Origin of the sequence: Roseateles oligotrophus (genome assembly GCF_025717515.1) — a bacterium.
GTDB lineage: Bacteria > Pseudomonadota > Gammaproteobacteria > Burkholderiales > Burkholderiaceae_C > Paucibacter_A > Paucibacter_A oligotrophus.
This window is the reverse complement of the sequence record NZ_JAJIRN010000001.1, coordinates 155590-174404: the sequence shown is the minus strand read 5'-3', so window position 1 is coordinate 174404 and position 18815 is coordinate 155590. Positions and strand designations below refer to the sequence as shown.

The following is an 18815-nucleotide window of genomic DNA, read 5'->3' as shown; positions in this document are numbered from 1 at the left end:
AACACCATAATCAGCATCGTCACCCGTCACCAAAGGAAGAGATTTGATCGCGATTTTGCAAAGAGTGCGCCATGCGCAGGTTGAGGTCGGCGGGCAAGTCATCGGTGCGATTGGTCCCGGCCTGCTGATGCTGGTCTGCGCCGAGCCCGGCGACAGCGAGGCGCAGGCCGAGAAACTGATCAACAAGGTCTTGAAGCTGCGCATCTTCGGCGACGCTTCGGCCAAGATGAACCTCAGCCTGCAGGACGTGGGCGGCGGCTTGCTGATCGTTTCGCAATTCACCTTGGCGGCCGATTGCAGCGGTGGCAACCGGCCCAGCTTCACCGGCGCTGCAAGGCCCGAGCCGGGCCAGCGCTTGTATGAGCATTGCGTCAGATATGCCCAAAGCCAGCACCCGGTGGTGGCCAGCGGCGAGTTCGGCGCGGATATGCAGGTGAGCCTGCTGAACGACGGCCCGGTGACGATTCCGCTGCGGGTCAACTGATGCAGCATCGCGCACTCGGCGGTACATAAAACCGATGTATTTGGCCCTGTGTCGAGCGGAGGCAGCACCACACTGGTTCTTCGTCAACCGGCCTGCATGGCCATAGGCGCGCCGGCGCCGAGCTCCAAGCAGCGGCCTTGCTGCCATTGAGCCTGCAACTGCTGCATCAGCGTCTCGGTCTCTTGCCGCTGCGAGGCCAAGGTTTTTTGCATGGCATCGATTTCGGCCAAACGCTCTTGCAGGCTTTGCATCACCAAATCATGCGGCATCTCGCGCCCTTGATGGCCGGCCAAGCGGCGCAAGGTCTCCAGCGAGAAACCCAAGCGCTGCGCGATCTGAATCACCAGCAGCCGCTGCAAGGTCTCGTCGTCATATTGCCGATAGCCATTGGCGCCCCGTTTGGCCGGAGGCAGCAAGCCGCTGGATTCATAAAACCGAATCGCCGACGCCGCCATCCCGGTGCGCTGAGCCAAGTCACCAATCTTCATCCAGATGTACCCCGTCCGAACAATCAAAAATCGCTTGACCTTCAAGTCAGCTTGAAGCTTAGCATGGCGACCATGAACACAAACCTCACCATCAACGGCCAGCGCCACAGTTTGACCCTGGAGCCCGAAACCCCGCTGCTGTGGGTGTTGCGCGACGAGTTAGGCCTGACCGGCACCAAGTTCGGTTGCGGCATCGCCAACTGCGGGGCCTGCACGGTCGAGGTGGACGGTGTCGCGACGCGCGCCTGTGTGATGCCCATCATGGCGCTGGAGGGCAAGAGCGTGCGCAGCATCGAGGCCGAGCCCGATCGCATCGTGGCGGCCTTGCAGGCAGCCTGGATCAAGCACCAAGTGCCGCAATGCGGCTATTGCCAGAGCGGCATGATCATGGCCGCAGCCAGCCTGCTGCGCGTCAAGCCAAAGCCCAGCGACGCCGACATCGACGCCGACATCAGCAATATCTGCCGCTGCGGCACCTACCAGCGTATTCGAGCGGCGATCCATGGCGCTGCGGCTCATCTGGACGGGAGCGCCGCATGAAGCGCCGCGGCTTTCTGATTGCCGGCGGCCTCTTGGGCGGCGGCGTGCTGCTGGGCGTGAGCCTGACGACGCCGCCTGCGGCCAAATCACGCCTGGGTGACAAAGCCAGCTGGCCCGCCAGCGGGGATCAGGTCGCGCTGAACGGCTGGGTCAAGATCATGCCGGACGGGCGCGTCATCGTCGCCACACCCAGAGCCGAAATGGGCCAGGGCGTGCACACGGCACTGGCGATGCTGGTGGCCGAGGAAATGGACGCCGACTGGCTCAAGGTCAGCACCGAGCAGGCGCCGATCGCGCAAATCTACGCCAACACGGCGCTGCTGCTCAATGTGCTGCCCTTCGCCAGCGATGACGACAGCTTGCTGGCTCGCATCGCGCGCCGCTCCGTGCAGAAGGTCGGTTATGCGCTGAGCCTGCAGGTCACCGGCGGCTCCTCCAGCGTGCGCGATGCCTGGGCCCCGATGCGCTTGGCCGGCGCCACCGCGCGCGCAATGCTGGTGGATGCGGCCGCGCAGCGCTGGGGCGTAGCCCCTGAGGCATGCCAGGTGCACGCCGGCGTGGTCAGCCACCTGCCCAGCGGCCGCTCGGCCGGCTTTGGTGACTTGGCGGCAGCTACCGCGCAGATTGCACCGCGCAGCGAGGTCAAGTTCAAAGACCCCAGCGAATTCCGCCTGATCGGCAAGGCCACGGTACGCACCGACATCCCGTCCAAGGTCAATGGCAGCGCCGAGTTCGGCATCGACGTCAAGCCCGCGGGTCTGCTTTATGCGGCGATTCGGCAATGCCCGGTCTTGGGCGGCAAGGTCTTGCGTTTCGACGCCGCGCAAGCCAAGGCCGCGCGCGGCGTGACGGACGCTTTTGTGATTCAAGAACAAGCGCTGGTCGTCGTGGCCGACCGCTATTGGCGCGCCAAGACCGCGCTCGAGGCCTTGTCCATTGAATGGGACGAAGGCCCCAACGCCACAATCGATTCGGCACAAATCACCGCTCGGCTGCAGGCCGCATTGGCCGGCAGCGAGGACGGCACAGGTTTTCGCAGCCAAGGAGACGCCGACAAGGTGCTGAGCCAAGCCAGCAAGAAACTTGAAGCCACTTACTCGGCGCCATTCTTGGCCCATGCCGCGATGGAGCCAATCAATTGCACGGCACAGTTCAAAGACGGACATTTGACCGTCTGGTGCGGCACGCAAGTCGCCTCCTTGGCGCGCTGGCGCGCCGCCAAGATCGCCGGTCTGGACAGCGAACAGGTGACGTTGCATGTGCCGCTCTTGGGCGGCGGCTTCGGCCGCCGGCTGGAGCTCGACATGATCGAGCAGGCGGTGCTGATCGCCCAGCGAACGGGCGGCCGGCCGGTCAAGCTGATCTGGTCGCGCGAGGAAGACATGCAGCACGATATGTACCGGCCGGCCGCGATGGCCAGCTTCGCCGCAGCCCTGGACGAACAAGGCCGGCCCATGGCCTGGCTGAACCGGGTGGCCGCGCCCTCCATCGGCCTGTCCACCACCGAGCGCTTGTTGCCCGCCTTCGCCGCCGACTCACCGGACAAAAACCAGATCGAAGGCGCCTTCGACTTGCCCTATGCGATCCCGCATCTGAGCGTGCGACAGCTGCGCGTGAAGACGCCTGTGCCGGTGGGCTCCTGGCGCAGCGTCGGCCACTCCTACAACGCCTTCTTCACCGAAGGTTTCATCGATGAGCTGGCCCACGCGGCCGGCAAGGACCCGTTCGAATACCGCCGCACCCTGCTGGCCGACAAACCTCGCCACCTTGCTGTGCTGGAGTTAGCCGCGGCCAAGGCCGGCTGGGGTCAGGTCTTGCCTGGCGGGCGCGCCCAAGGGATCGCTGTGCATGAGAGCTTTGGCTCATGGTGCGCTCAGGTAGCCGAAGTGTCGGTGCAAGACGGCCAGCCGCGGGTGCACCGGGTGGTCTGCGCGATCGACTGCGGCGTCGTCGTCAACCCCGACACGGTGGAGGCGCAAATGCAAAGTGCGATCGTCTACGGCCTGTCGGCCGCCTTGTTTGGCGAGATCACGGTCAAGAACGGCCGCATCGAGCAGAGCAACTTCCCCAGCTACGAAGTGATTCGCATGGCGCAGATGCCTGTCATCGACGTTCATATCGTCGCCAGCAGCGCAGCGCCCGGCGGCGTCGGTGAACCGGGTACGCCGCCGATCGCACCGGCGGTCGCCAACGCTTTGTTCGCGCTGACCGGCCAGCGCCAGCGGCGACTGCCCTTGAAGATCGCGTCGGTTTGACCGGCCAGGCCAAATCAGGCATGCCCTATTTGTACGACCTCGCATCCTCGATCACCAGCCCATCATTGGGCAAGCTGCCTGGAGGCAGCTGGACGACCTCGGCGCGCAGCTTTGTGACTTCGCGGATCACCTCGGCAATGCGTTCGTTCAAGCCTTCATTGGCTCCCGCCGCCGTCTCGATCCGCAGCGTCAAGCGGTCTTGCGCCATCTCGCCTTCGATCACCAGGCGCGCGCGCCCAAGCGCCGGGAAGCGCCGCATGATCTCGGCCACTTGGGCCCCATGCACAAACATCCCGCGCACCTTGGCCGATTGATCGGCTCGGCCCATCCAGCCCTTGATGCGGGTATTGCTGCGCCCGGTCGGGCAGTGGCCCGGCAACAGCGCCGACAGATCACCGGTGCCGAAGCGGATCAGCGGATAGTCCGGGTTCAAACTGGTCACGACAAGTTCACCGACCTCACCCTCGGGCAATGGGTCCGATGTGCCGGGCCGCACGATCTCGACAATCACACCCTCGGCCAAGACCAAGCCTTGCCGCGCTGCAGTCTCATAGGCGATCAGGCCCAAATCGGCGGTGGCATAGCATTGGTAGGCGTCCACACCGCGCGCCAAGAACCAATCGCGCAGCGAAGCCGGCAACGCTTCTCCGCTGACCAGGGCCTTGTTCAGCGACGTGACGTCAACACCGGTTTCCGCGGCCTTGTCGAGCAATATCTTCAAAAAACTCGGCGTGCCGGCATAGGCTTGCGGCCGCAAGTCGGCGATCGCCTGCAACTGCAAATCGGTGTTACCCACGCCGCCGGGGAAAACGGTGCAACCCAACGCATGAGCGCCGCCCTCCATCATCGAGCCGGCCGGCGTCAGGTGGTAGCTGAAGCTGTTGTGCAGCAGGTCACCGACGCGCACACCCGCAGCAAAGAGCGCGCGCGCAGCCCGCCAATAGTCGGCGCCCTGGCCTTCCGGCTCATAGATGCCGCCGGGTGACTGGAACACCCGGCGCGCCGTTTTGTTGCCGCGCCCGGCCCAAGCAATCGTTGAGTAACCACCAAACGCATCGGTGGCTCGCAGCCGCTGCTGGCGCGCCATCAACTCGGTCTTGCGCGTGATGGGCAGGCCCGCCAGCGCAGCGCGGCTGTTGATGGCGGCCGCGTCGAGCCCGGCGAAGAGCTCGGCATAGGCCGCCGTATGGGCCTGGGCATGGGCGATCTGCGCCGGCAGCGCGGCCATCAAGCCTCGTTCACGCTCGATCGGGTCGCAGCGTTCCAGCGCGTCAAAAAATTCTCCGGCCGCTGACGCTCTCATACCGTCTCGTCCGTCCAGCGCGCCACGCGGCGCTTGATCTCGTCTTGCAGCGCCCGCAGCTCGGCGCTGTTCTTGCAGTCGCGCAACTCCCAGTCCGGGCTGCGCGCAGGGCGCTTGGCCAGGCGAGCTCGCAAGACCTTGTCCACCACGGTCAACTCCAGCACGACCTGACCCTGCAGGCTGAAATGGTTGTTGCGCTCGCTCAACGAACGAATGTCGCGCAGCGCCCTTTTAGCCTGGGCCAGCGCCTCGTCAGGCTTGAAAGCCACGGGGGCGAAAAAGTTATCGTCATTCATGCGGCTCTCCAGAACTTTCGCCATTCAAGCCAACCAGCGCTTGCGGCGCTTATAGCTCTTCACGTCCTTGAAACTCTTGCGGTCGCCGCCCCCCATGCCCAGATAGAACTCCTTGACATCCTCGTTCTCGCGCAGCGCAGCCGCAGCGCCGTCCATCACGACACGGCCGTTCTCGAGGATGTAGCCGTAGTCGGCATAACGCAAAGCCATATTGGTGTTCTGCTCGGCCAGCAAAAAAGTCACGCCTTCTCTTTGGTTGAGGTCCTTGACGATCTCGAACACCTCCTCGACGATTTGCGGCGCCAAGCCCATCGAAGGCTCATCGAGCAAGACCATCTTGGGGTTGGCCATCAAGGCGCGCCCGATCGCACACATCTGCTGCTCGCCGCCCGAGGTGTAGGCGGCCTGGGATTTGCTGCGCGTTTTCAGGCGCGGAAAGTAGTTGTAGACCTTCTCCAGCGTGGCGGCAACCGCCGCCTTGCCGTCCTTGCGGGTGTAGGCGCCGGTCATCAGGTTCTCTTCGATGCTGAGGTGGGCAAAGCAATGCCGGCCCTCCATCACCTGAATCACGCCGCGGCCGACCATCTCGGCGGTCGAGAGTTTTTCGATCCGCTCGCCGCGCAACTCGATCGAGCCCTTGGTGACGGCGCCGCGCTCCCCGGCCAGCAGGTTGGAAACCGCCCGCAGCGTGGTTGTCTTGCCCGCGCCGTTGCCGCCCAACAAGGCCACCACGGCGCCTTCCTTGACCTGCAAAGAAACGCCCTTCAGCACCAGGATCACATGGTTGTAGATGACCTCGATGCCGTTGACGTTCAGCAATATGTTTTCATTGCTCATAGCTGCCCTCAAACTCGCCACCCCCTCCCCTCGGGGGAGGGTTGGGGTGGGAGCAAACGTTCCCTGGCGCAGCCAATCTTGATCGCACAGCGATCAGGATTGGCAGTCTTCTGGAGTTCTGCGCGTCAGCTTCTTCTCCGTCGCATATCGCTCGGCGGTGGCCTTGACCATCGGCTTGATGATGCTGTCGTCGGCCTGATACCAGTCGGACGTGAAGTTCCATTGCTTGCCGTCCCAGCTGTGCACACGCGCCCAGCTCGATCCCATGTGATCGACACAGGAGGTTGACACCGGCCGCATCACGCCGGCCAGGCCCAGCGCGTCCAGCTTCTTCTGGTCCAAGGCGAGGTTCTCCAGGCCCCAACGGACCTGGTCACCGTCCATATGCTTGCCCTTGCCGAAACGCTCTTGTGCACGCTTGACGCCTTCAACCCCGAGCATCGCCGACAACAGACCGCGCATATAGAGCACCTGCCCGACCTCATCTTTAGGCCCCGTACCCTGCCCCTTGGCATGCACTTCCTTCAGGATGTCCTGCACGACCTTGGCGTTAGGCTCGGCACCATGCTGAATGGTGACGGCGCTATAGCCCTTGGCCCCATCGCCGACGTCCTTCACATCGGGCTCGGCACCGGCCCACCAGACGCCGTACATCTTCTCGCGCGGGTAGCCAGTGGCCTGCGCTTCTTTCAGTGCGGTCGAATTCATCACGCCCCAGCCCCACAGCAAGGTGTAGTCGGGCTTGCTTTGGCGCACTTGCAGCCAGGTGGCTTTTTGCTCGACACCGGGCGCCGTCACCGGCAACAGTTGCAACTCGAAGCCATGCAGCTTGGAGCGCTCTTGCAGCAGCGGGATCGGCTCCTTGCCATAGGGACTGTCGTGATAGACCAGCGCGATCTTCTTGCCCTTGAGCTTGTCCCAACCGCCCTCCTTCTTGGCGATATGTTGCAAGAGCACATCGGCGGCCACCCAGTAGGTACCCAGCAGCGGGAAGTTCCATTTGAAGACGCCGCCATCGGCCGACTCGCTGCGGCCATAGCCGGCGGTGACCAAGGGAATCTTGTCGCCGGGGGCCTTCTCGGTCAGCGCAAAGGTGGCGCCGGTCGAGAGTGGCTGCACCAGGGTCGCGCCGCCCCCTTTGCCCTTCAGGCGCTCATAGCATTCGACCGAGCGGTCGGTGGCATAGCCGGTTTCGCATTCCTCAAAAGTGATCTTGACGCCGTTCATGCCGCCGCGCGCGTTGACCAGCTTCAGATAGTCGACATAACCATTGGCCCAAGGGGTACCGTTGGGCGCATAGGCGCCGGTGCGGAAAACCAAGACCGGGAAGAACTGTTCGGCTGCTGTTGCTGCTGCTGCGGCGGCCTGACTCAGCGCGGGCAAGCCGGCCAGGCTGCTGGCGGCCACCGTGGCCATCAAAGCGAAAGACTTCAGTTTCATGCTTATCGTCTCCTTGTTATGCACGCGGGGTGCGGTTACCAATCAGGGTTTCAATGCGGGAAGGGCCACAGGCGCAGCTTTTCTTTGGCGGTTGACCACAGGCGTGCAATGCCATGCGGTTCAACGATCAAGAAGAACACGATCAGCGCGCCAAAGATCATGAATTCCAGATGCGAAGCCGTTTCGGTTTGAATAGGCAAGCCAAACCAATGCGGGATTTGAGCCAGCACGATGGGCAAGATGATGATGAAGGCGGCGCCGAAGAAGCTACCCATCACCGAACCCAGGCCGCCGATGATGACCATGAACAAGAGTTGAAACGAGCGGTCGATCGAGAAGGCCGCCGGCTCCCAGCTGCTCAGGTGGACAAAGCCCCAGAGCCCACCCGCCACCCCGACGATGAAGCTGCTGACGGCAAACGCACTCAGCTTGGCGTACACGGGGCGAATGCCGATCACGGCGGCCGCCACATCCATATCGCGCATCGCCATCCACTCGCGGCCTATCGCCGAGCGAACCAGATTCTTGGTCAAGAGCGCAAAGAGCGCCACAAAGCTCAGACAAAACAGATACTTCTGCACCGGCGACTCGATGCTGTAAGCCATTATTTGCAGACCCGACACCGAGACATTGCCGGACGGTGAATCATGGGTGAACCATTTGATACGCAGAAAAGCCCAGTCACAAAAGAACTGCGCCGCCAGCGTGGCGACCGCCAGATACAGGCCCTTGATGCGCAGCGAGGGGATGCCGAACAGCACGCCGACCACGGTGGCGCACAGACCGCCCAATAGCAAAGAGGCGATCAAGGGCATGCCTTCGATGCGCACATGGAAGTTGTAGGCCGCGTAGGCCCCCACCGCCATGAAGGCACCGGTGCCCAACGAGATCTGCCCGCAGTAACCGACCAGCACATTCAGACCCAGGGCGGCCAGCGACAGGATCAGAAATGGAATCAGGATGGCGCGAAACAGATACTCGGATGCAAACAGCGGCACGAGCACGAAGGCGATCAGCAAGAGCAGCGCGATGGCGATCTGGTCCTGCCGAATCGGGAAGATCTGGCTGTCGGCGCGATAGCTCGTTTTGAACTGGCCGTTTTCTCTGTAGAACATGGCTCTTTCTCAATGATCTTTTAGTTACGACCCGCTTCGCTTAACTTGGCTGCGCCTAGTTAGTCTGCTCTGAAAAATCATTGACCGCGCTACACGCGGTCAATGATTTTCTCGCCAAACATACCTTGCGGCCTGAACAGCAGAAACAGCAGCGCCAGCACATAGGCAAACCAGATCTCGATGCCGCCCCCCAACAGCGGGCCGACATAGACCTCGCTGAGCTTCTCGCCAACCCCGATCACCAGGCCACCGATGATGGCGCCGGGCACCGAGGTCAAGCCGCCCAGAATCACCACCGGCAAGGCCTTCAGCGCCACCAGCGAGAGCGAGAACTGCACCCCCAACTTGCTGCCCCAGATGACACCGGCCACCAGTGCCACAAAGCCGGCCACGCTCCAGACAATCACCCAGATGGTGGACAGGGGGATGCCGATCGACTGCGCTGCCTGGTGGTCATCGGCCACCGCCCGCAAGGCCCGGCCGGTCGCGGTCTTCTGGAAGAACAGCGCCAGCAGCGCGACCATTGCCGCCGCGATCAGCGCGGCGTAAAGGTCTTCCTTGTTGACCAGCAGCCCACCCTCAAAAGTCTTCTCGAGCAAGAAGATCGGGTCCTTGGGCATACCGACATCGATCTTGTAGATGTCCGAGCCGAACAGCGTTTGCCCCAGGCCTTCGAGAAAATAGGTGACGCCCAGCGTGGCCATCAGCAGCGTGATGCCCTCCTGATTGACCAGCCGGCTCAGGACCAGCCGCTCGATGCTCCAGGCGACGCCAATCATCACCACGAAGGCGCCGGCAAAGGCCAACACATTCACCACGATGGGGTTGGCGATGCCGCTGTACTTCGGTATCCATTCGGCAAAACGCGCCATCGCCAGGGCCGCAAACAGCACCATCGCGCCCTGCGCGAAATTGAACACACCGCTGGCCTTGTAGATCAGCACAAAGCCCAAGGCGATCAGCGAATACAGCATGCCCGTCATCAGGCCGCCGAAGAGAATTTCAAGGAAGGGTCCCATGCCGGATGTTCTCAGTGGGAGGTGCCGAGATAGGCACTGATCACGTCATCATTACGCCTTACTTCAGCGGGCGTGCCGTCGCCAATTTTCTTGCCGTAGTCCAAAACCACGACACGGTCGGAGATGTCCATCACCACGCCCATATCATGTTCGATCAAGACAATCGTGCAGCCGAACTCGTCGTTAACGTCGAGGATGAAGCGGCACATATCCTGCTTCTCCTCGACATTCATGCCGGCCATCGGCTCGTCCAGAAGCAGCACCTGGGGCTCCATCGCCAAGGCCCGACCCAGGTCCACACGTTTTTGCAGACCATAGGACAGGCGTCCGACCGGCGTCTTGCGAAATGCCTGTATTTCCAGGAAATCGATAATGCGCTCGACCTTCTCGCGCTGCTCGTTTTCCTCCCGCTCGGCCGGCCCCCAGCGCAAGGCCTGCCAAAGCAGATTGCGCTTCATATGCAGATTGCGGCCGGTCATGATGTTGTCCAGCACGCTCATGCCCTTGAACAGCGCCAGATTCTGGAAGGTACGCGCGACGCCCATCTCGGCCATCGTTCGCAAACGCAGGCGCGAATTCATGCGTTCGAAGCTACGGCCGCGCAAGCTGATGGCGCCCTGCTGCGGCTGATAGACGCCGTTGATGCAGTTCAGCATCGAGCTCTTGCCGGCGCCGTTGGGCCCGATGATGGCGCGGATTTCATGCTCGCGCACATCGAAGCTGATGTCGGTCAAGGCCTTCACGCCGCCAAAGGCCAGCGAGATGTTTTTGACTTCGAGGATGACCTCGCCGATCTTCTTTTCTGCCATCAGGCGGCACTCCTGACGGGGCTGAATTTCTTCGCGTCGGCGAGCTTCAAATCGGCCGCAACCACACCGCTGCGGCCATCTTCGAACTTGACCGCGGTCTCGATGTACTGAGCCTCGCGGCCCTCGTACAGCGCCTCGACCAGGACCGCGTATTTCTCCGCGATGGCGCCGCGCTTGACCTTGCGGGTACGGGTCAACTCGCCGTCATCGGCATCAAGTTCCTTGTGCAGCACCAGGAAGCGGCCGATCTGGCTGCCGGCCAGAACGCCGTCTTCGGCCAGATCGGCATTGACCTTCTCGATGCAATCTCGGACCAACTCATAGACCTCGGGCTTTTGCGCCAGATCGGTGTAGCCGGCATAGGACAGATTGCGCCGCTCGGCCCAGTTGCCGACCGCCTCAAAGTCGATATTGATGAAGGCGCAAACGCTGGCACGCCGGTCACCAAAGGCCACTGCCTCCTTGATGTAGGGGAAGAATTTCAGCTTGTTCTCCACATATTTGGGCGCAAACATCGCGCCGCCATAGCTGCCGCCGACCAGATGACCGACATCCTTGGCGCGGTCGATGATCTTCAGATGGCCATGGCCATCGATGAAGCCGGCGTCGCCGGTGTGATACCAACCGTCGGGCGTCAAGACCTCGGCGGTGGCCTCGGGGTTCTTGTAATAGCACTTGAGCAGGCCGTCCGACTTGACCAGGATTTCGCCGCTGTCGGCCAACTTGATTTCGACCCCGTCAATTGGCACGCCGACGGTGTCGGCGCGGGCCTCATGGTCGGGCTGAAGACAGACAAACACGGCCGTCTCGGTCGAGCCATAGAGTTGCTTCAGATTGATGCCGATCGAACGGTAGAAGCTGAACAGATCCGGCCCGATCGCCTCGCCCGCCGTGTAGGCCACCCGCACCCGCGAGAAGCCCAGAGTATTGCGCAGCGGGCCGTAAATGAGCAGATTGCCTAATGCGTATTTGCAGCGGTCAACAAGGCCGACCGCCTTGCCGTCCATCAGCGCCGGTCCGACCCGCCGTGCCAGAGTCATGCAGCGCTCGAACAGAAACCGCTTGGCCCGGCTGGCGTCCTCCATCCTGATCGACACGCTGGTCAATAATCCCTCAAACACACGGGGCGGCGCGAAGTAGTAGGTCGGGCCGATCTCCTTCAGATCGATAGACACCGTGCTGGCGGATTCGGGCGCATTGACCACATAGCCGCAGACCAGCCACTGCGCGTAGCTGAAGATGTTCTGCCCGATCCAGGCCGGCGGCAGATAGGCCAAAACCTCCTCGCTCGATGTCAGCTTGTCAAAGCGGGCACCGGCTTGGGCCCGGTCGATCAGACTCAGATGGGTGTGGACAACGCCTTTGGGATTGCCGGTGGTGCCCGAGGTGAAGAACATCGCGGCGGTGTCGCCGGGTTGCACCGCCGCCACTTGTTCGGCGAAGAAGGCCGGCCGCTCGCCGGCATGCTGGCGCCCTTGGGCGCACAAGTCATCGAGCGACGCGAGGCCGGGCTCGTCGTAATTGCGCAGGCCGCGTTTATCATCAAACCAGATGCGTTGCAACTGCGGGCAAAGCTCCCGCAACTCCAGCATCTTGTCGACCTGCTCCTGGTCCTCGACCACGGCAAAGGCGATCTCGGCGTTATTGATCGGGAACACAAATTCGGCCGCCACCGCGTCCTGATACAGCGGCACCGGTATGGCACCCAGGACCTGCGCCGCCAGCTGTGTGGCCGACAAGCGCGGCCGGTTCTCGCCCACCACGACCAGGTGGTCACCACGCCGCAGGCCGGCCGCCGCCAAGCCATGCGCCAACTCACGCACCAGCGCCTCCAGCTGACGCCAGCTCAAACTCTGCCAGATGCCGTACTCCTTCTCGCGCAGCGCCGGCGCATCTGGGCGCTGGGCGGCATGTTCGAGCAAGAGCCTGGGGAAGGTCGTCGCCACGGTTGACTTGTCTCCTTGTGATGTGATCGGCTACCGGCCGCATTGATCGCCGGTATGGCAGCATCCTAGGCCTGACTTTGACGCCATGCTGTCGTCGCAATGACATTCCTAGGGACTTCCCTGCCAGGTGTTTTCACCTAGGTTTGGCGGCACTCCGTGTAAGCCAGACGTCATGTGAAACAGTCGACACTGGGCCCATGCACCCGCCAAGCCACCACAACCCATTGCGTCAACGCGCCCGCTCCGCGACCCCACAAGAGCTGGTCGCCATTCCCTGGATGACGGTGCTGACGCCGGCGCAGCGCGAGTCCGTGGTGGCGCAATTGCAGGTGGCGGACGCCGAGGTCGGCGAGCGTATCTGCCGTATCGGCCGACCCGCCAATTTCTGGTTCGGCGTGATCGATGGCCTGTTGAAGATGAGCAATGACGAGAGCAGCGGCCAGGCCGTCACTTTCACCGGTGTGCCGCCCGGCGGTTGGTTCGGCGAAGGCACGCTGCTCAAGCGCGAAAGCTATCGCTACAACATCCAGGCGCTGCGCCGCAGCGTGGTGGCCGGCTTGCCGATCGAGGTTTTTCACGATTTGCTGGGGAACAGCATTGCCTTCAACCGCTTCATGCTGAACCAACTCAATGAGCGGCTCGGTCAGTTCATCGCCGCACGCGAGATCGACCGCATCTCGGACCCCGAGTTGCGCGTGGCGCGCAATCTGGCCGCGCTATTCCATCCGCAGCTCTACCCCGGCGTGGGGAACCTGCTGCGCATCACCCAGCAAGAGTTGGGCTATCTGGTCGGGCTGTCACGCCAGCGCGTCAACCAGGCACTCAACGAACTGGCCACGCGCAAATTGATCAGCATCGAATATGGCGGCTTGCGGGTGCTCAAGCTGCAAGGCTTGCGTTGTTTTCCGCACCCCCCCCTGAATTAAGGGGCGCATGAACCCTCGGTCGGGAGCGGCGACTTGGGTTTGCCCGGATAGGCCAGACCTGAGGCCGCTGCTACCGTCAAGCAATCGCATTACGCCACCGTCACAGAATGTCTACGAAAATCAAGCTTACTCGAGGCCTCCTCAGCGCCGCCATCCTCGCCATCGGCGCTCTTGGCACCGTTGCCAGCCTGCCGGCGCATGCGGCGCCGTTCAGCAGCGTGGTCATTTTTGGAGACAGCCTGTCGGACAGCGGCAATAACTATCTGGCCGGCCTCTACAACCCTGCGCAGGTGATCACCGGCAACACCTACATTCCCTCCTTCACCTATGACAAGGGCGCTCGTACTTTTGGCACCTATAGCAACGGCGCCACCTGGGCGACGCAGTTCACCGCATCCTTGGGCCTGAGCGCAATCCCCTCCTTGGCCGGCGGCACAAACTACGTCTTTGGCGGCGCGGTCACCAGCGGCGCTGGCTTCCCCTACAGCTTGACGGCCCAGGTCGGCCAATTCCTCGCCGCCCATCCGGCGGCTCCGAGCGACGCCCTCTATGTGATTGAAGGCGGCGGCAACAATTTGCGGGCTGCCGCAACCGCTTTGTCTGCGCCGGGCCTGTCATTTGCCCAGCAGATCAGCATCATTTCCGACAACGCCAGCCGCTTCGCGACCGACATCGGCAATATGGTCGATAGCCTGCAAGCCGCCGGCGCGCACAACATCATCGTCTGGAATACGCCGAACTTCGCAGCCACGCCCTTCGCCGGCGCGACCGGTTCGCAATACATCAGCGGCCTCTTGGGCGCCACGATGAACAGTGCTTTGGACTATCGCCTGAGCACCGAGGCTGGCGTCAAGACCTTTGACGTCTTTGGCCTGATCAGCACCATTGCAGCCAACCCGGCCGCCTACGGACTCAGCAATATCAGCGACGCCTGCGGCGCGGCGATCAACAACTGTGACCCCGCCACCGCCTTGTACTGGGACGCCATCCACCCGACGGCCAAGGGTCATCAGATACTCGCCGACGCGATGATGGCGGCCGCGGTGCCCGAGCCATCGAGCTATCTGCTGTTCGCCGTCGGCCTGGCCGGTATGGCGGCCTGGCAGCGTCGCCGGGTCTGAAACAAGCGGGGCTGGCGATCATTCGGCAAGCAAAGTCAGTTGAATCCAAGGATCTGAAATGAAAAGAACGCTTCGCGCCGGCCTGCTCACTGTGGCCTGCATCACCGCCATGGCAGCGACCTTGCCCGCTTGGGCAGAAAGCTGCCACGACAGCAATTTCAGCAGTTTGGCGGCGGCGGATTGCCGTGGTTCACAGGCCGGGTTTCTAAGCGGCAACGCCTCGGAAATCAGCTACTTGAGCAGCCAGTGGGTCGGTCAGTGGGCTTACGCGGGCAGCAGCGCCGACATCGGCAACGGCCCCTTCACCCAGAACCCGCAAGTGATGTTCAGTGGTCTGCTGAGCTTTGATACACCCATCAGCGGCGATTTCATCATTGGCATGGAGGTCGGTGAGCAGCACAGCTTCTACCTCTTCCATGCGCCGAATGGATTGACAAGCGTGACCTTCGATAGCACCGAGGGGGTCGGCACCGACCCCCAGGGCAACCCTCTGCCTCTGACACATGCCACGCTCTACACACCTTCCCCGGTGCCCGAGCCGGCCAGTTATGCCCTGCTATTGGCGGGTCTGGGGACCGTTGGATTTGTGAGCGCAAGAGCTAGGCAGGGCCGCAACTGAACGACACGGCATTGAACCTAAGCGCCGACCCTGCCCTGTGTGGGGGTCGGACTTTTTGGGAGCGAGTACCGCATTTTCTTTTGCGTTGAGAATCAAGTCCTCGCCAACGTAGGACACCTTATGCCCCATATCACCCTCGAATACACCAGCAACCTGCCCCTGTTCAAGGCAGCTGACACCTTGCTGGCGATCAACAAGGTACTGCTGAGCAGCGGTGAGTTTGAGGAACTGGACATCAAGAGCCGAGCCATTCGACTGGAAACCTATCTGGTCGGCACCCAGGCCAGCAACCACCCGGATAACCAAGCCTTTGTGCACGCCAAGCTGGCTTTGCTGAGCGGCCGCTCGGTGCAGACCAAACAGGCCTTGTCGGCAAGTCTGTTATTGGTCCTCGAACAGAGCTGTGCCTGGCCCAAGACCCAGTCGGTGCAACTCTGTGTCGAGGTGCAGGACATTGAGCGGGAGAGCTATGCCAAAGCAAAAGCCTGCCCCGCCGACTCGACGGCAACGGCAGCCCTCATCACGCCTGCGGCACCCTGAACTCGCAACAGTACCCGGCTAGACCCCGACAAGCGGCACAAAGTTGCAGACGTATTGCTGTCATGTCCATCAGGAGAGCTATGACTCACGCCATGTTTGACTACGCCAAAGATTGCCGACGCAACTGGTGCTTTGCGATAGCGGCTCTGGGCTGTCTGTTGTCGATGGGTGCAAACGCGTACGCGGCATCGACGCCCGTGTCCGGCGTCAAAGGCCGGATCACCTTGTCACCAGCCTGTGGTGGCCCGCCCCGTGAAGGGGAAGATTGCCAAGCCCCCTATGCCCAGGTTGAGATCAGGTTGCTGAATGAGGCCGGCAGCATCATTGGGCAGACACGAACAACTTCGTTGGGCCTGTACCAAATTACTGCCGCGGCAGGTCGCTACCAACTGCAGGTTATGCCGGCGGAAAAAATCACCCGTTGTCCGCTTATCAATGTGCTGATCAGCGCCAACTCTTTTACTTCGATGAGTTTGGACTGCGACAGCGGTATGCGTTGATAAGACCTAAAACCTAGGGAAACTCACAAGCTCCATTACCCGCCAGTACCCCTAAGACTAGGGATGCGTTCGCCCAAATGAGCGCTACGCTAACGGCAAGCTCTAGCGGTGACTTAAGCACAGCATGAATGACCGGAGAGCCAAGCAAAGTATTCCAGATCGGGATACTCTTTTTTTGCGGAGACGGACACCCACATCATGATTTCAAATCAAGGAAAATTCACCAAAAATGCGTTGCTGCTGGCGGCATCGGCGCTTACCGTACTGGCCTCGGCCGCGGCCCAGGCCGCCACCTTCCGCGGCTTCGAGGGTACATCACAGCTCGACAATTGCTTGCTCTTGCAATGCTTCCGTCCGCCGGACACGATGGGTGCAGTCGGCACGACCCAGTTTCTTGAAACCAGCAACGGTAGCATCGCGATTTACGACAAGGCCTCGGGCGCCTTGAGCTCACGTGTGGACACGACTGCGTTTTGGACCGCCGCCGGCCAAACAGCCTCCAGAGGCGACCAGCGCGTGCTGTTTGACCATTACACCAACCGCTGGCTGGCAATTGGCTTCGGTGCCACAGGCAACGTCCTGAATATCGGCGTGTCCGACACCGACAACGCCCTGGGTGGATGGAAGTCAACCGCCATCACCGCCTTTGCCTCCACCGGCAGCACCGCCGACTACCCAACCTTGGGTTTGGACGACAAGGGCATCTATATTGGCACCAACAACTTCACGCCGGGCTTCAGCGGTACCAGCCTGTTTGTGATTCCCAAAACCGATGTTTTTGGCGGCGCGCCCAGCACCACCAATATGACGCGCTTTGATACCGCCAGCGCCGCCGCCAAGCGCGGCTTTGCGATTCAGGCAGCAGTTAAATGGGACGGCAATCCAAGCAATAGTGCGGCCATGGTTGCTCAGTCTCGCAGCAGCAACGACCTGGTTTTCTACAAGGTCGACGGGGTTGACGGGCCAGGCGCTACGCAGGGCGTGCCCAACATCGTTGCCGGCACAGGCTTCACGACAGCCGGCCCAGCACGCCAGCCCGACGGCACTCGCACGGTCGATGTCTTGAGCCCGCGCATCACCGCCAACGCGGTGCAGGTGGGCAATAAGCTTTACTCGGTGAGCACCATCAAGGGCACTAACGACTATGCCGATGTACGTTGGACGGTGATCAACGCCGACAATGGCAGCTTGATCTCCAGCGGCAAAATTGAAACCGGCGATTTCGACTACTTCGAGGGGTCGATCGCCGTCAACGAGCATGGCGAAGCCGTGATCGGCTACAACCGTTCGGGCTTGCAAACCGAAGATCTGAACGGCGATGGCAAGGCCGACGGCACCATCAGCTTCATGGCGCAGGCCTTCAAGGTCGACGCCAATGGCGGCTTGGTCGCGGATGGCGGCGAGATGCTTTTACGTGCCAGCGACACCAATGACTATCACTGCTCCACGGTGGACCCTGCTAGCCCTTGCCGCGAACGCTGGGGCGATTACGCTGCCGTGACCATTGACCCGACCAATCATCACAAGTTCTATGCGATTGGTGAATATGCTGCGCCTTGGTCCTTCTTGCCCCCACCTAACCAGACCCTCAACCGGGCGATTTGGCACACCTATATCGCCGAGATTGATGTATCGGCGGTGCCCGAGCCATCGAGCTATGCCTTGATGGCGCTGGGCTTGATGGCCGTGACCGGCCTGGCACGGCGCCGCAAGACTGCATAAGACCGGCCAAGCAGGCCGCCCGCACTTGGGCCTCAACAAAAAACCCGCCTCGGCGGGTTTTTTTACGTCCTTGTCAACGTCCCGATGACAAGCTCTCAAGCCCCGAACGGTGTCGGCGCTGGTTGCACCTTGGGCAGGCCGGCAAAACGCAAGGCGGTGAGTTCATAGACCAGGCTGGGCGGCTGGCCCGGCACATCGGCCAGCGCACTCTTCAAGAGCATGCCGATGCGCTCCAGGGTCTTGCGCGAGGGCGTATTCGCCGGCAGCACAATGGCCAGCACCTGAGCCTGTTTGAGTACGGTGAAACTCAGGTCCAGCGCCCGCAAGGCCATCTCCGACGCGAAGCCCTGGCCCCAGGCTTGCGGGCGAAAGCGGAAATACAGATAGGGGCCGCTGATACCGTCTATGGTCTTGTGCATCACCCCGCCAAAGCCGATCACGGCATCGGGCTGCTCGCGTGCGCTGATCACCCAGTAACCAAAGCCATGCGTCTGCCAATGGGCGAGCCAGCCTTGCAACAAGGCCTGCGCTTCATCGCGGCGCCCCAAGGTCGCGCTGGCACTGCAGCGGGTGCATACCGGATCGGCATGCAGCTCGAACACCGCATCCAGATCGTCGGCCCTTGGCTCGCGCAACAACAGGCGCGCAGTGGCCGAGGCCGCGAAGGCAGCCAACACCTGCGCAGATGCCGAAGCGACATCAAAATCTTCTGTCAACACCATCTAAGCTCGCCTCGATTGATCGAACAAGAATGAAGAATTGGTAAAAACCCTGAGATTACATGAGGCGAAGACCTGTTCTGGCCGGGTCGCCGGATCTACCCCCTCATCTGCAGGGTGGATGCGGCAAAGGCAC

Annotated in this window: 19 protein-coding genes; 9 read left to right on the top strand and 10 right to left on the bottom strand. The window is 61.9% G+C overall.

All coding sequences use genetic code 11. The features are described 5' to 3' along the window. Nucleotides 1-43: 43 nt before the first annotated feature. Nucleotides 44-484, top strand: a complete 441-nt coding sequence (gene dtd, locus LNV07_RS00870; protein WP_263569292.1) for a D-aminoacyl-tRNA deacylase — start codon at nt 44-46, stop codon at nt 482-484. Nucleotides 485-567: 83 nt separating this feature from the next. On the opposite strand, the gene LNV07_RS00865 is transcribed toward dtd, so the two are convergent. Further along, nucleotides 568-972 carry a MerR family transcriptional regulator gene (locus tag LNV07_RS00865; RefSeq protein WP_263569291.1) on the bottom strand — a complete coding sequence of 135 codons (405 nt, stop codon included), beginning with the start codon at nt 970-972 and terminating at the stop codon, nt 568-570. Nucleotides 973-1044: 72 nt separating this feature from the next. Between LNV07_RS00865 and LNV07_RS00860 the strand changes: the two genes are divergently transcribed. Both LNV07_RS00860 and LNV07_RS00855 read left to right on the top strand, forming a co-directional pair. Then, nucleotides 1045-1512, top strand: a complete 468-nt coding sequence (locus LNV07_RS00860; protein ID WP_263569290.1) for a (2Fe-2S)-binding protein — start codon at nt 1045-1047, stop codon at nt 1510-1512. Then, entirely contained in the window at nt 1509-3767 is a 2259-nt protein-coding gene (locus LNV07_RS00855) for a xanthine dehydrogenase family protein molybdopterin-binding subunit (RefSeq protein ID WP_263569289.1), read from the top strand. The genes LNV07_RS00860 and LNV07_RS00855 overlap by 4 nt, the downstream gene beginning before the upstream one ends. A gap of 25 nt (nt 3768-3792) precedes the next feature. On the opposite strand, the gene LNV07_RS00850 is transcribed toward LNV07_RS00855, so the two are convergent. From LNV07_RS00850 to LNV07_RS00815, 8 genes are all read right to left on the bottom strand, one after another. Continuing rightward, nucleotides 3793-5070, bottom strand: coding sequence for a phenylacetate--CoA ligase family protein (locus tag LNV07_RS00850; RefSeq protein WP_263569288.1), 1278 nt, complete (start codon nt 5068-5070; stop codon nt 3793-3795). Further along, nucleotides 5067-5366 carry a hypothetical protein gene (locus LNV07_RS00845; RefSeq protein ID WP_263569287.1) on the bottom strand — a complete coding sequence of 100 codons (300 nt, stop codon included), beginning with the start codon at nt 5364-5366 and terminating at the stop codon, nt 5067-5069. Before LNV07_RS00845 ends, LNV07_RS00850 begins: the two co-directional genes overlap by 4 nt. A gap of 24 nt (nt 5367-5390) precedes the next feature. Further along, a complete protein-coding gene (locus LNV07_RS00840; protein WP_263569286.1) occupies nt 5391-6203 on the bottom strand; it encodes an ABC transporter ATP-binding protein in 813 nt (270 codons plus the stop codon). Nucleotides 6204-6296: 93 nt separating this feature from the next. Next, nucleotides 6297-7643, bottom strand: coding sequence for an ABC transporter substrate-binding protein (locus LNV07_RS00835; protein ID WP_263569285.1), 1347 nt, complete (start codon nt 7641-7643; stop codon nt 6297-6299). A gap of 50 nt (nt 7644-7693) precedes the next feature. Then, nucleotides 7694-8758, bottom strand: coding sequence for a branched-chain amino acid ABC transporter permease (locus tag LNV07_RS00830; RefSeq protein WP_263569284.1), 1065 nt, complete (start codon nt 8756-8758; stop codon nt 7694-7696). Nucleotides 8759-8847: 89 nt separating this feature from the next. Next, entirely contained in the window at nt 8848-9777 is a 930-nt protein-coding gene (locus LNV07_RS00825) for a branched-chain amino acid ABC transporter permease (RefSeq protein WP_263569283.1), read from the bottom strand. A gap of 11 nt (nt 9778-9788) precedes the next feature. After that, nucleotides 9789-10586 (bottom strand): ABC transporter ATP-binding protein, encoded by a 798-nt coding sequence (locus LNV07_RS00820; protein WP_263569282.1) that lies wholly within the window; start codon nt 10584-10586, stop codon nt 9789-9791. Continuing rightward, nucleotides 10586-12532, bottom strand: a complete 1947-nt coding sequence (locus LNV07_RS00815) for an AMP-dependent synthetase/ligase (RefSeq protein WP_263569281.1) — start codon at nt 12530-12532, stop codon at nt 10586-10588. The genes LNV07_RS00820 and LNV07_RS00815 overlap by 1 nt, the downstream gene beginning before the upstream one ends. Before the next feature lie 197 nt (nt 12533-12729). Here LNV07_RS00815 and LNV07_RS00810 point away from each other — a divergent pair, with 197 nt between their 5' ends. The 6 genes from LNV07_RS00810 (at nt 12730) to LNV07_RS00785 (ending at nt 17960) form a co-directional block, all read left to right on the top strand. Continuing rightward, on the top strand, nt 12730-13458 hold the full coding sequence (locus tag LNV07_RS00810) for a Crp/Fnr family transcriptional regulator (protein WP_263569280.1): 729 nt from the start codon (nt 12730-12732) through the stop codon (nt 13456-13458). Nucleotides 13459-13565: 107 nt separating this feature from the next. Continuing rightward, nucleotides 13566-14579, top strand: a complete 1014-nt coding sequence (locus LNV07_RS00805; protein ID WP_263569279.1) for an SGNH/GDSL hydrolase family protein — start codon at nt 13566-13568, stop codon at nt 14577-14579. A 58-nt stretch (nt 14580-14637) separates the two neighbouring features. Next, entirely contained in the window at nt 14638-15198 is a 561-nt protein-coding gene (locus tag LNV07_RS00800; protein ID WP_263569278.1) for a PEP-CTERM sorting domain-containing protein, read from the top strand. Between the two features lie 120 nt (nt 15199-15318). After that, nucleotides 15319-15738 carry a 5-carboxymethyl-2-hydroxymuconate Delta-isomerase gene (locus tag LNV07_RS00795; protein WP_263569277.1) on the top strand — a complete coding sequence of 140 codons (420 nt, stop codon included), beginning with the start codon at nt 15319-15321 and terminating at the stop codon, nt 15736-15738. A 92-nt stretch (nt 15739-15830) separates the two neighbouring features. Beyond that, nucleotides 15831-16238 carry a peptidase associated/transthyretin-like domain-containing protein gene (locus LNV07_RS00790; protein WP_263569276.1) on the top strand — a complete coding sequence of 136 codons (408 nt, stop codon included), beginning with the start codon at nt 15831-15833 and terminating at the stop codon, nt 16236-16238. A gap of 198 nt (nt 16239-16436) precedes the next feature. Continuing rightward, nucleotides 16437-17960 (top strand): PEP-CTERM sorting domain-containing protein, encoded by a 1524-nt coding sequence (locus tag LNV07_RS00785; RefSeq protein WP_263569275.1) that lies wholly within the window; start codon nt 16437-16439, stop codon nt 17958-17960. Between the two features lie 95 nt (nt 17961-18055). On the opposite strand, the gene LNV07_RS00780 is transcribed toward LNV07_RS00785, so the two are convergent. Beyond that, complete coding sequence (locus LNV07_RS00780) at nt 18056-18682, bottom strand: GNAT family N-acetyltransferase (protein WP_263569274.1); 627 nt, start codon at nt 18680-18682, stop codon at nt 18056-18058. Nucleotides 18683-18815: the final 133 nt, after the last annotated feature.

Excerpts from the sequence above, each read along its gene's own strand:
- LNV07_RS00780 (WP_263569274.1), bottom strand. The coding sequence starts at position 18,682 with ATGGTGTTGACAGAAGATTTTGATGTCGCTTCGGCATCTGCGCAGGTG.
- LNV07_RS00830 (WP_263569284.1), bottom strand. The coding sequence starts at position 8,758 with ATGTTCTACAGAGAAAACGGCCAGTTCAAAACGAGCTATCGCGCCGAC.
- LNV07_RS00840 (WP_263569286.1), bottom strand. The coding sequence starts at position 6,203 with ATGAGCAATGAAAACATATTGCTGAACGTCAACGGCATCGAGGTCATC.
- LNV07_RS00855 (WP_263569289.1), top strand. The coding sequence starts at position 1,509 with ATGAAGCGCCGCGGCTTTCTGATTGCCGGCGGCCTCTTGGGCGGCGGC.
- LNV07_RS00820 (WP_263569282.1), bottom strand. The coding sequence starts at position 10,586 with ATGGCAGAAAAGAAGATCGGCGAGGTCATCCTCGAAGTCAAAAACATC.
- LNV07_RS00860 (WP_263569290.1), top strand. The coding sequence starts at position 1,045 with ATGAACACAAACCTCACCATCAACGGCCAGCGCCACAGTTTGACCCTG.
- LNV07_RS00865 (WP_263569291.1), bottom strand. The coding sequence starts at position 972 with ATGAAGATTGGTGACTTGGCTCAGCGCACCGGGATGGCGGCGTCGGCG.
- LNV07_RS00785 (WP_263569275.1), top strand. The coding sequence starts at position 16,437 with ATGATTTCAAATCAAGGAAAATTCACCAAAAATGCGTTGCTGCTGGCG.
- LNV07_RS00850 (WP_263569288.1), bottom strand. The coding sequence starts at position 5,070 with ATGAGAGCGTCAGCGGCCGGAGAATTTTTTGACGCGCTGGAACGCTGC.
- LNV07_RS00845 (WP_263569287.1), bottom strand. The coding sequence starts at position 5,366 with ATGAATGACGATAACTTTTTCGCCCCCGTGGCTTTCAAGCCTGACGAG.
- LNV07_RS00790 (WP_263569276.1), top strand. The coding sequence starts at position 15,831 with ATGTTTGACTACGCCAAAGATTGCCGACGCAACTGGTGCTTTGCGATA.
- LNV07_RS00795 (WP_263569277.1), top strand. The coding sequence starts at position 15,319 with ATGCCCCATATCACCCTCGAATACACCAGCAACCTGCCCCTGTTCAAG.
- LNV07_RS00805 (WP_263569279.1), top strand. The coding sequence starts at position 13,566 with ATGTCTACGAAAATCAAGCTTACTCGAGGCCTCCTCAGCGCCGCCATC.
- LNV07_RS00810 (WP_263569280.1), top strand. The coding sequence starts at position 12,730 with ATGCACCCGCCAAGCCACCACAACCCATTGCGTCAACGCGCCCGCTCC.
- LNV07_RS00835 (WP_263569285.1), bottom strand. The coding sequence starts at position 7,643 with ATGAAACTGAAGTCTTTCGCTTTGATGGCCACGGTGGCCGCCAGCAGC.
- LNV07_RS00800 (WP_263569278.1), top strand. The coding sequence starts at position 14,638 with ATGAAAAGAACGCTTCGCGCCGGCCTGCTCACTGTGGCCTGCATCACC.
- LNV07_RS00825 (WP_263569283.1), bottom strand. The coding sequence starts at position 9,777 with ATGGGACCCTTCCTTGAAATTCTCTTCGGCGGCCTGATGACGGGCATG.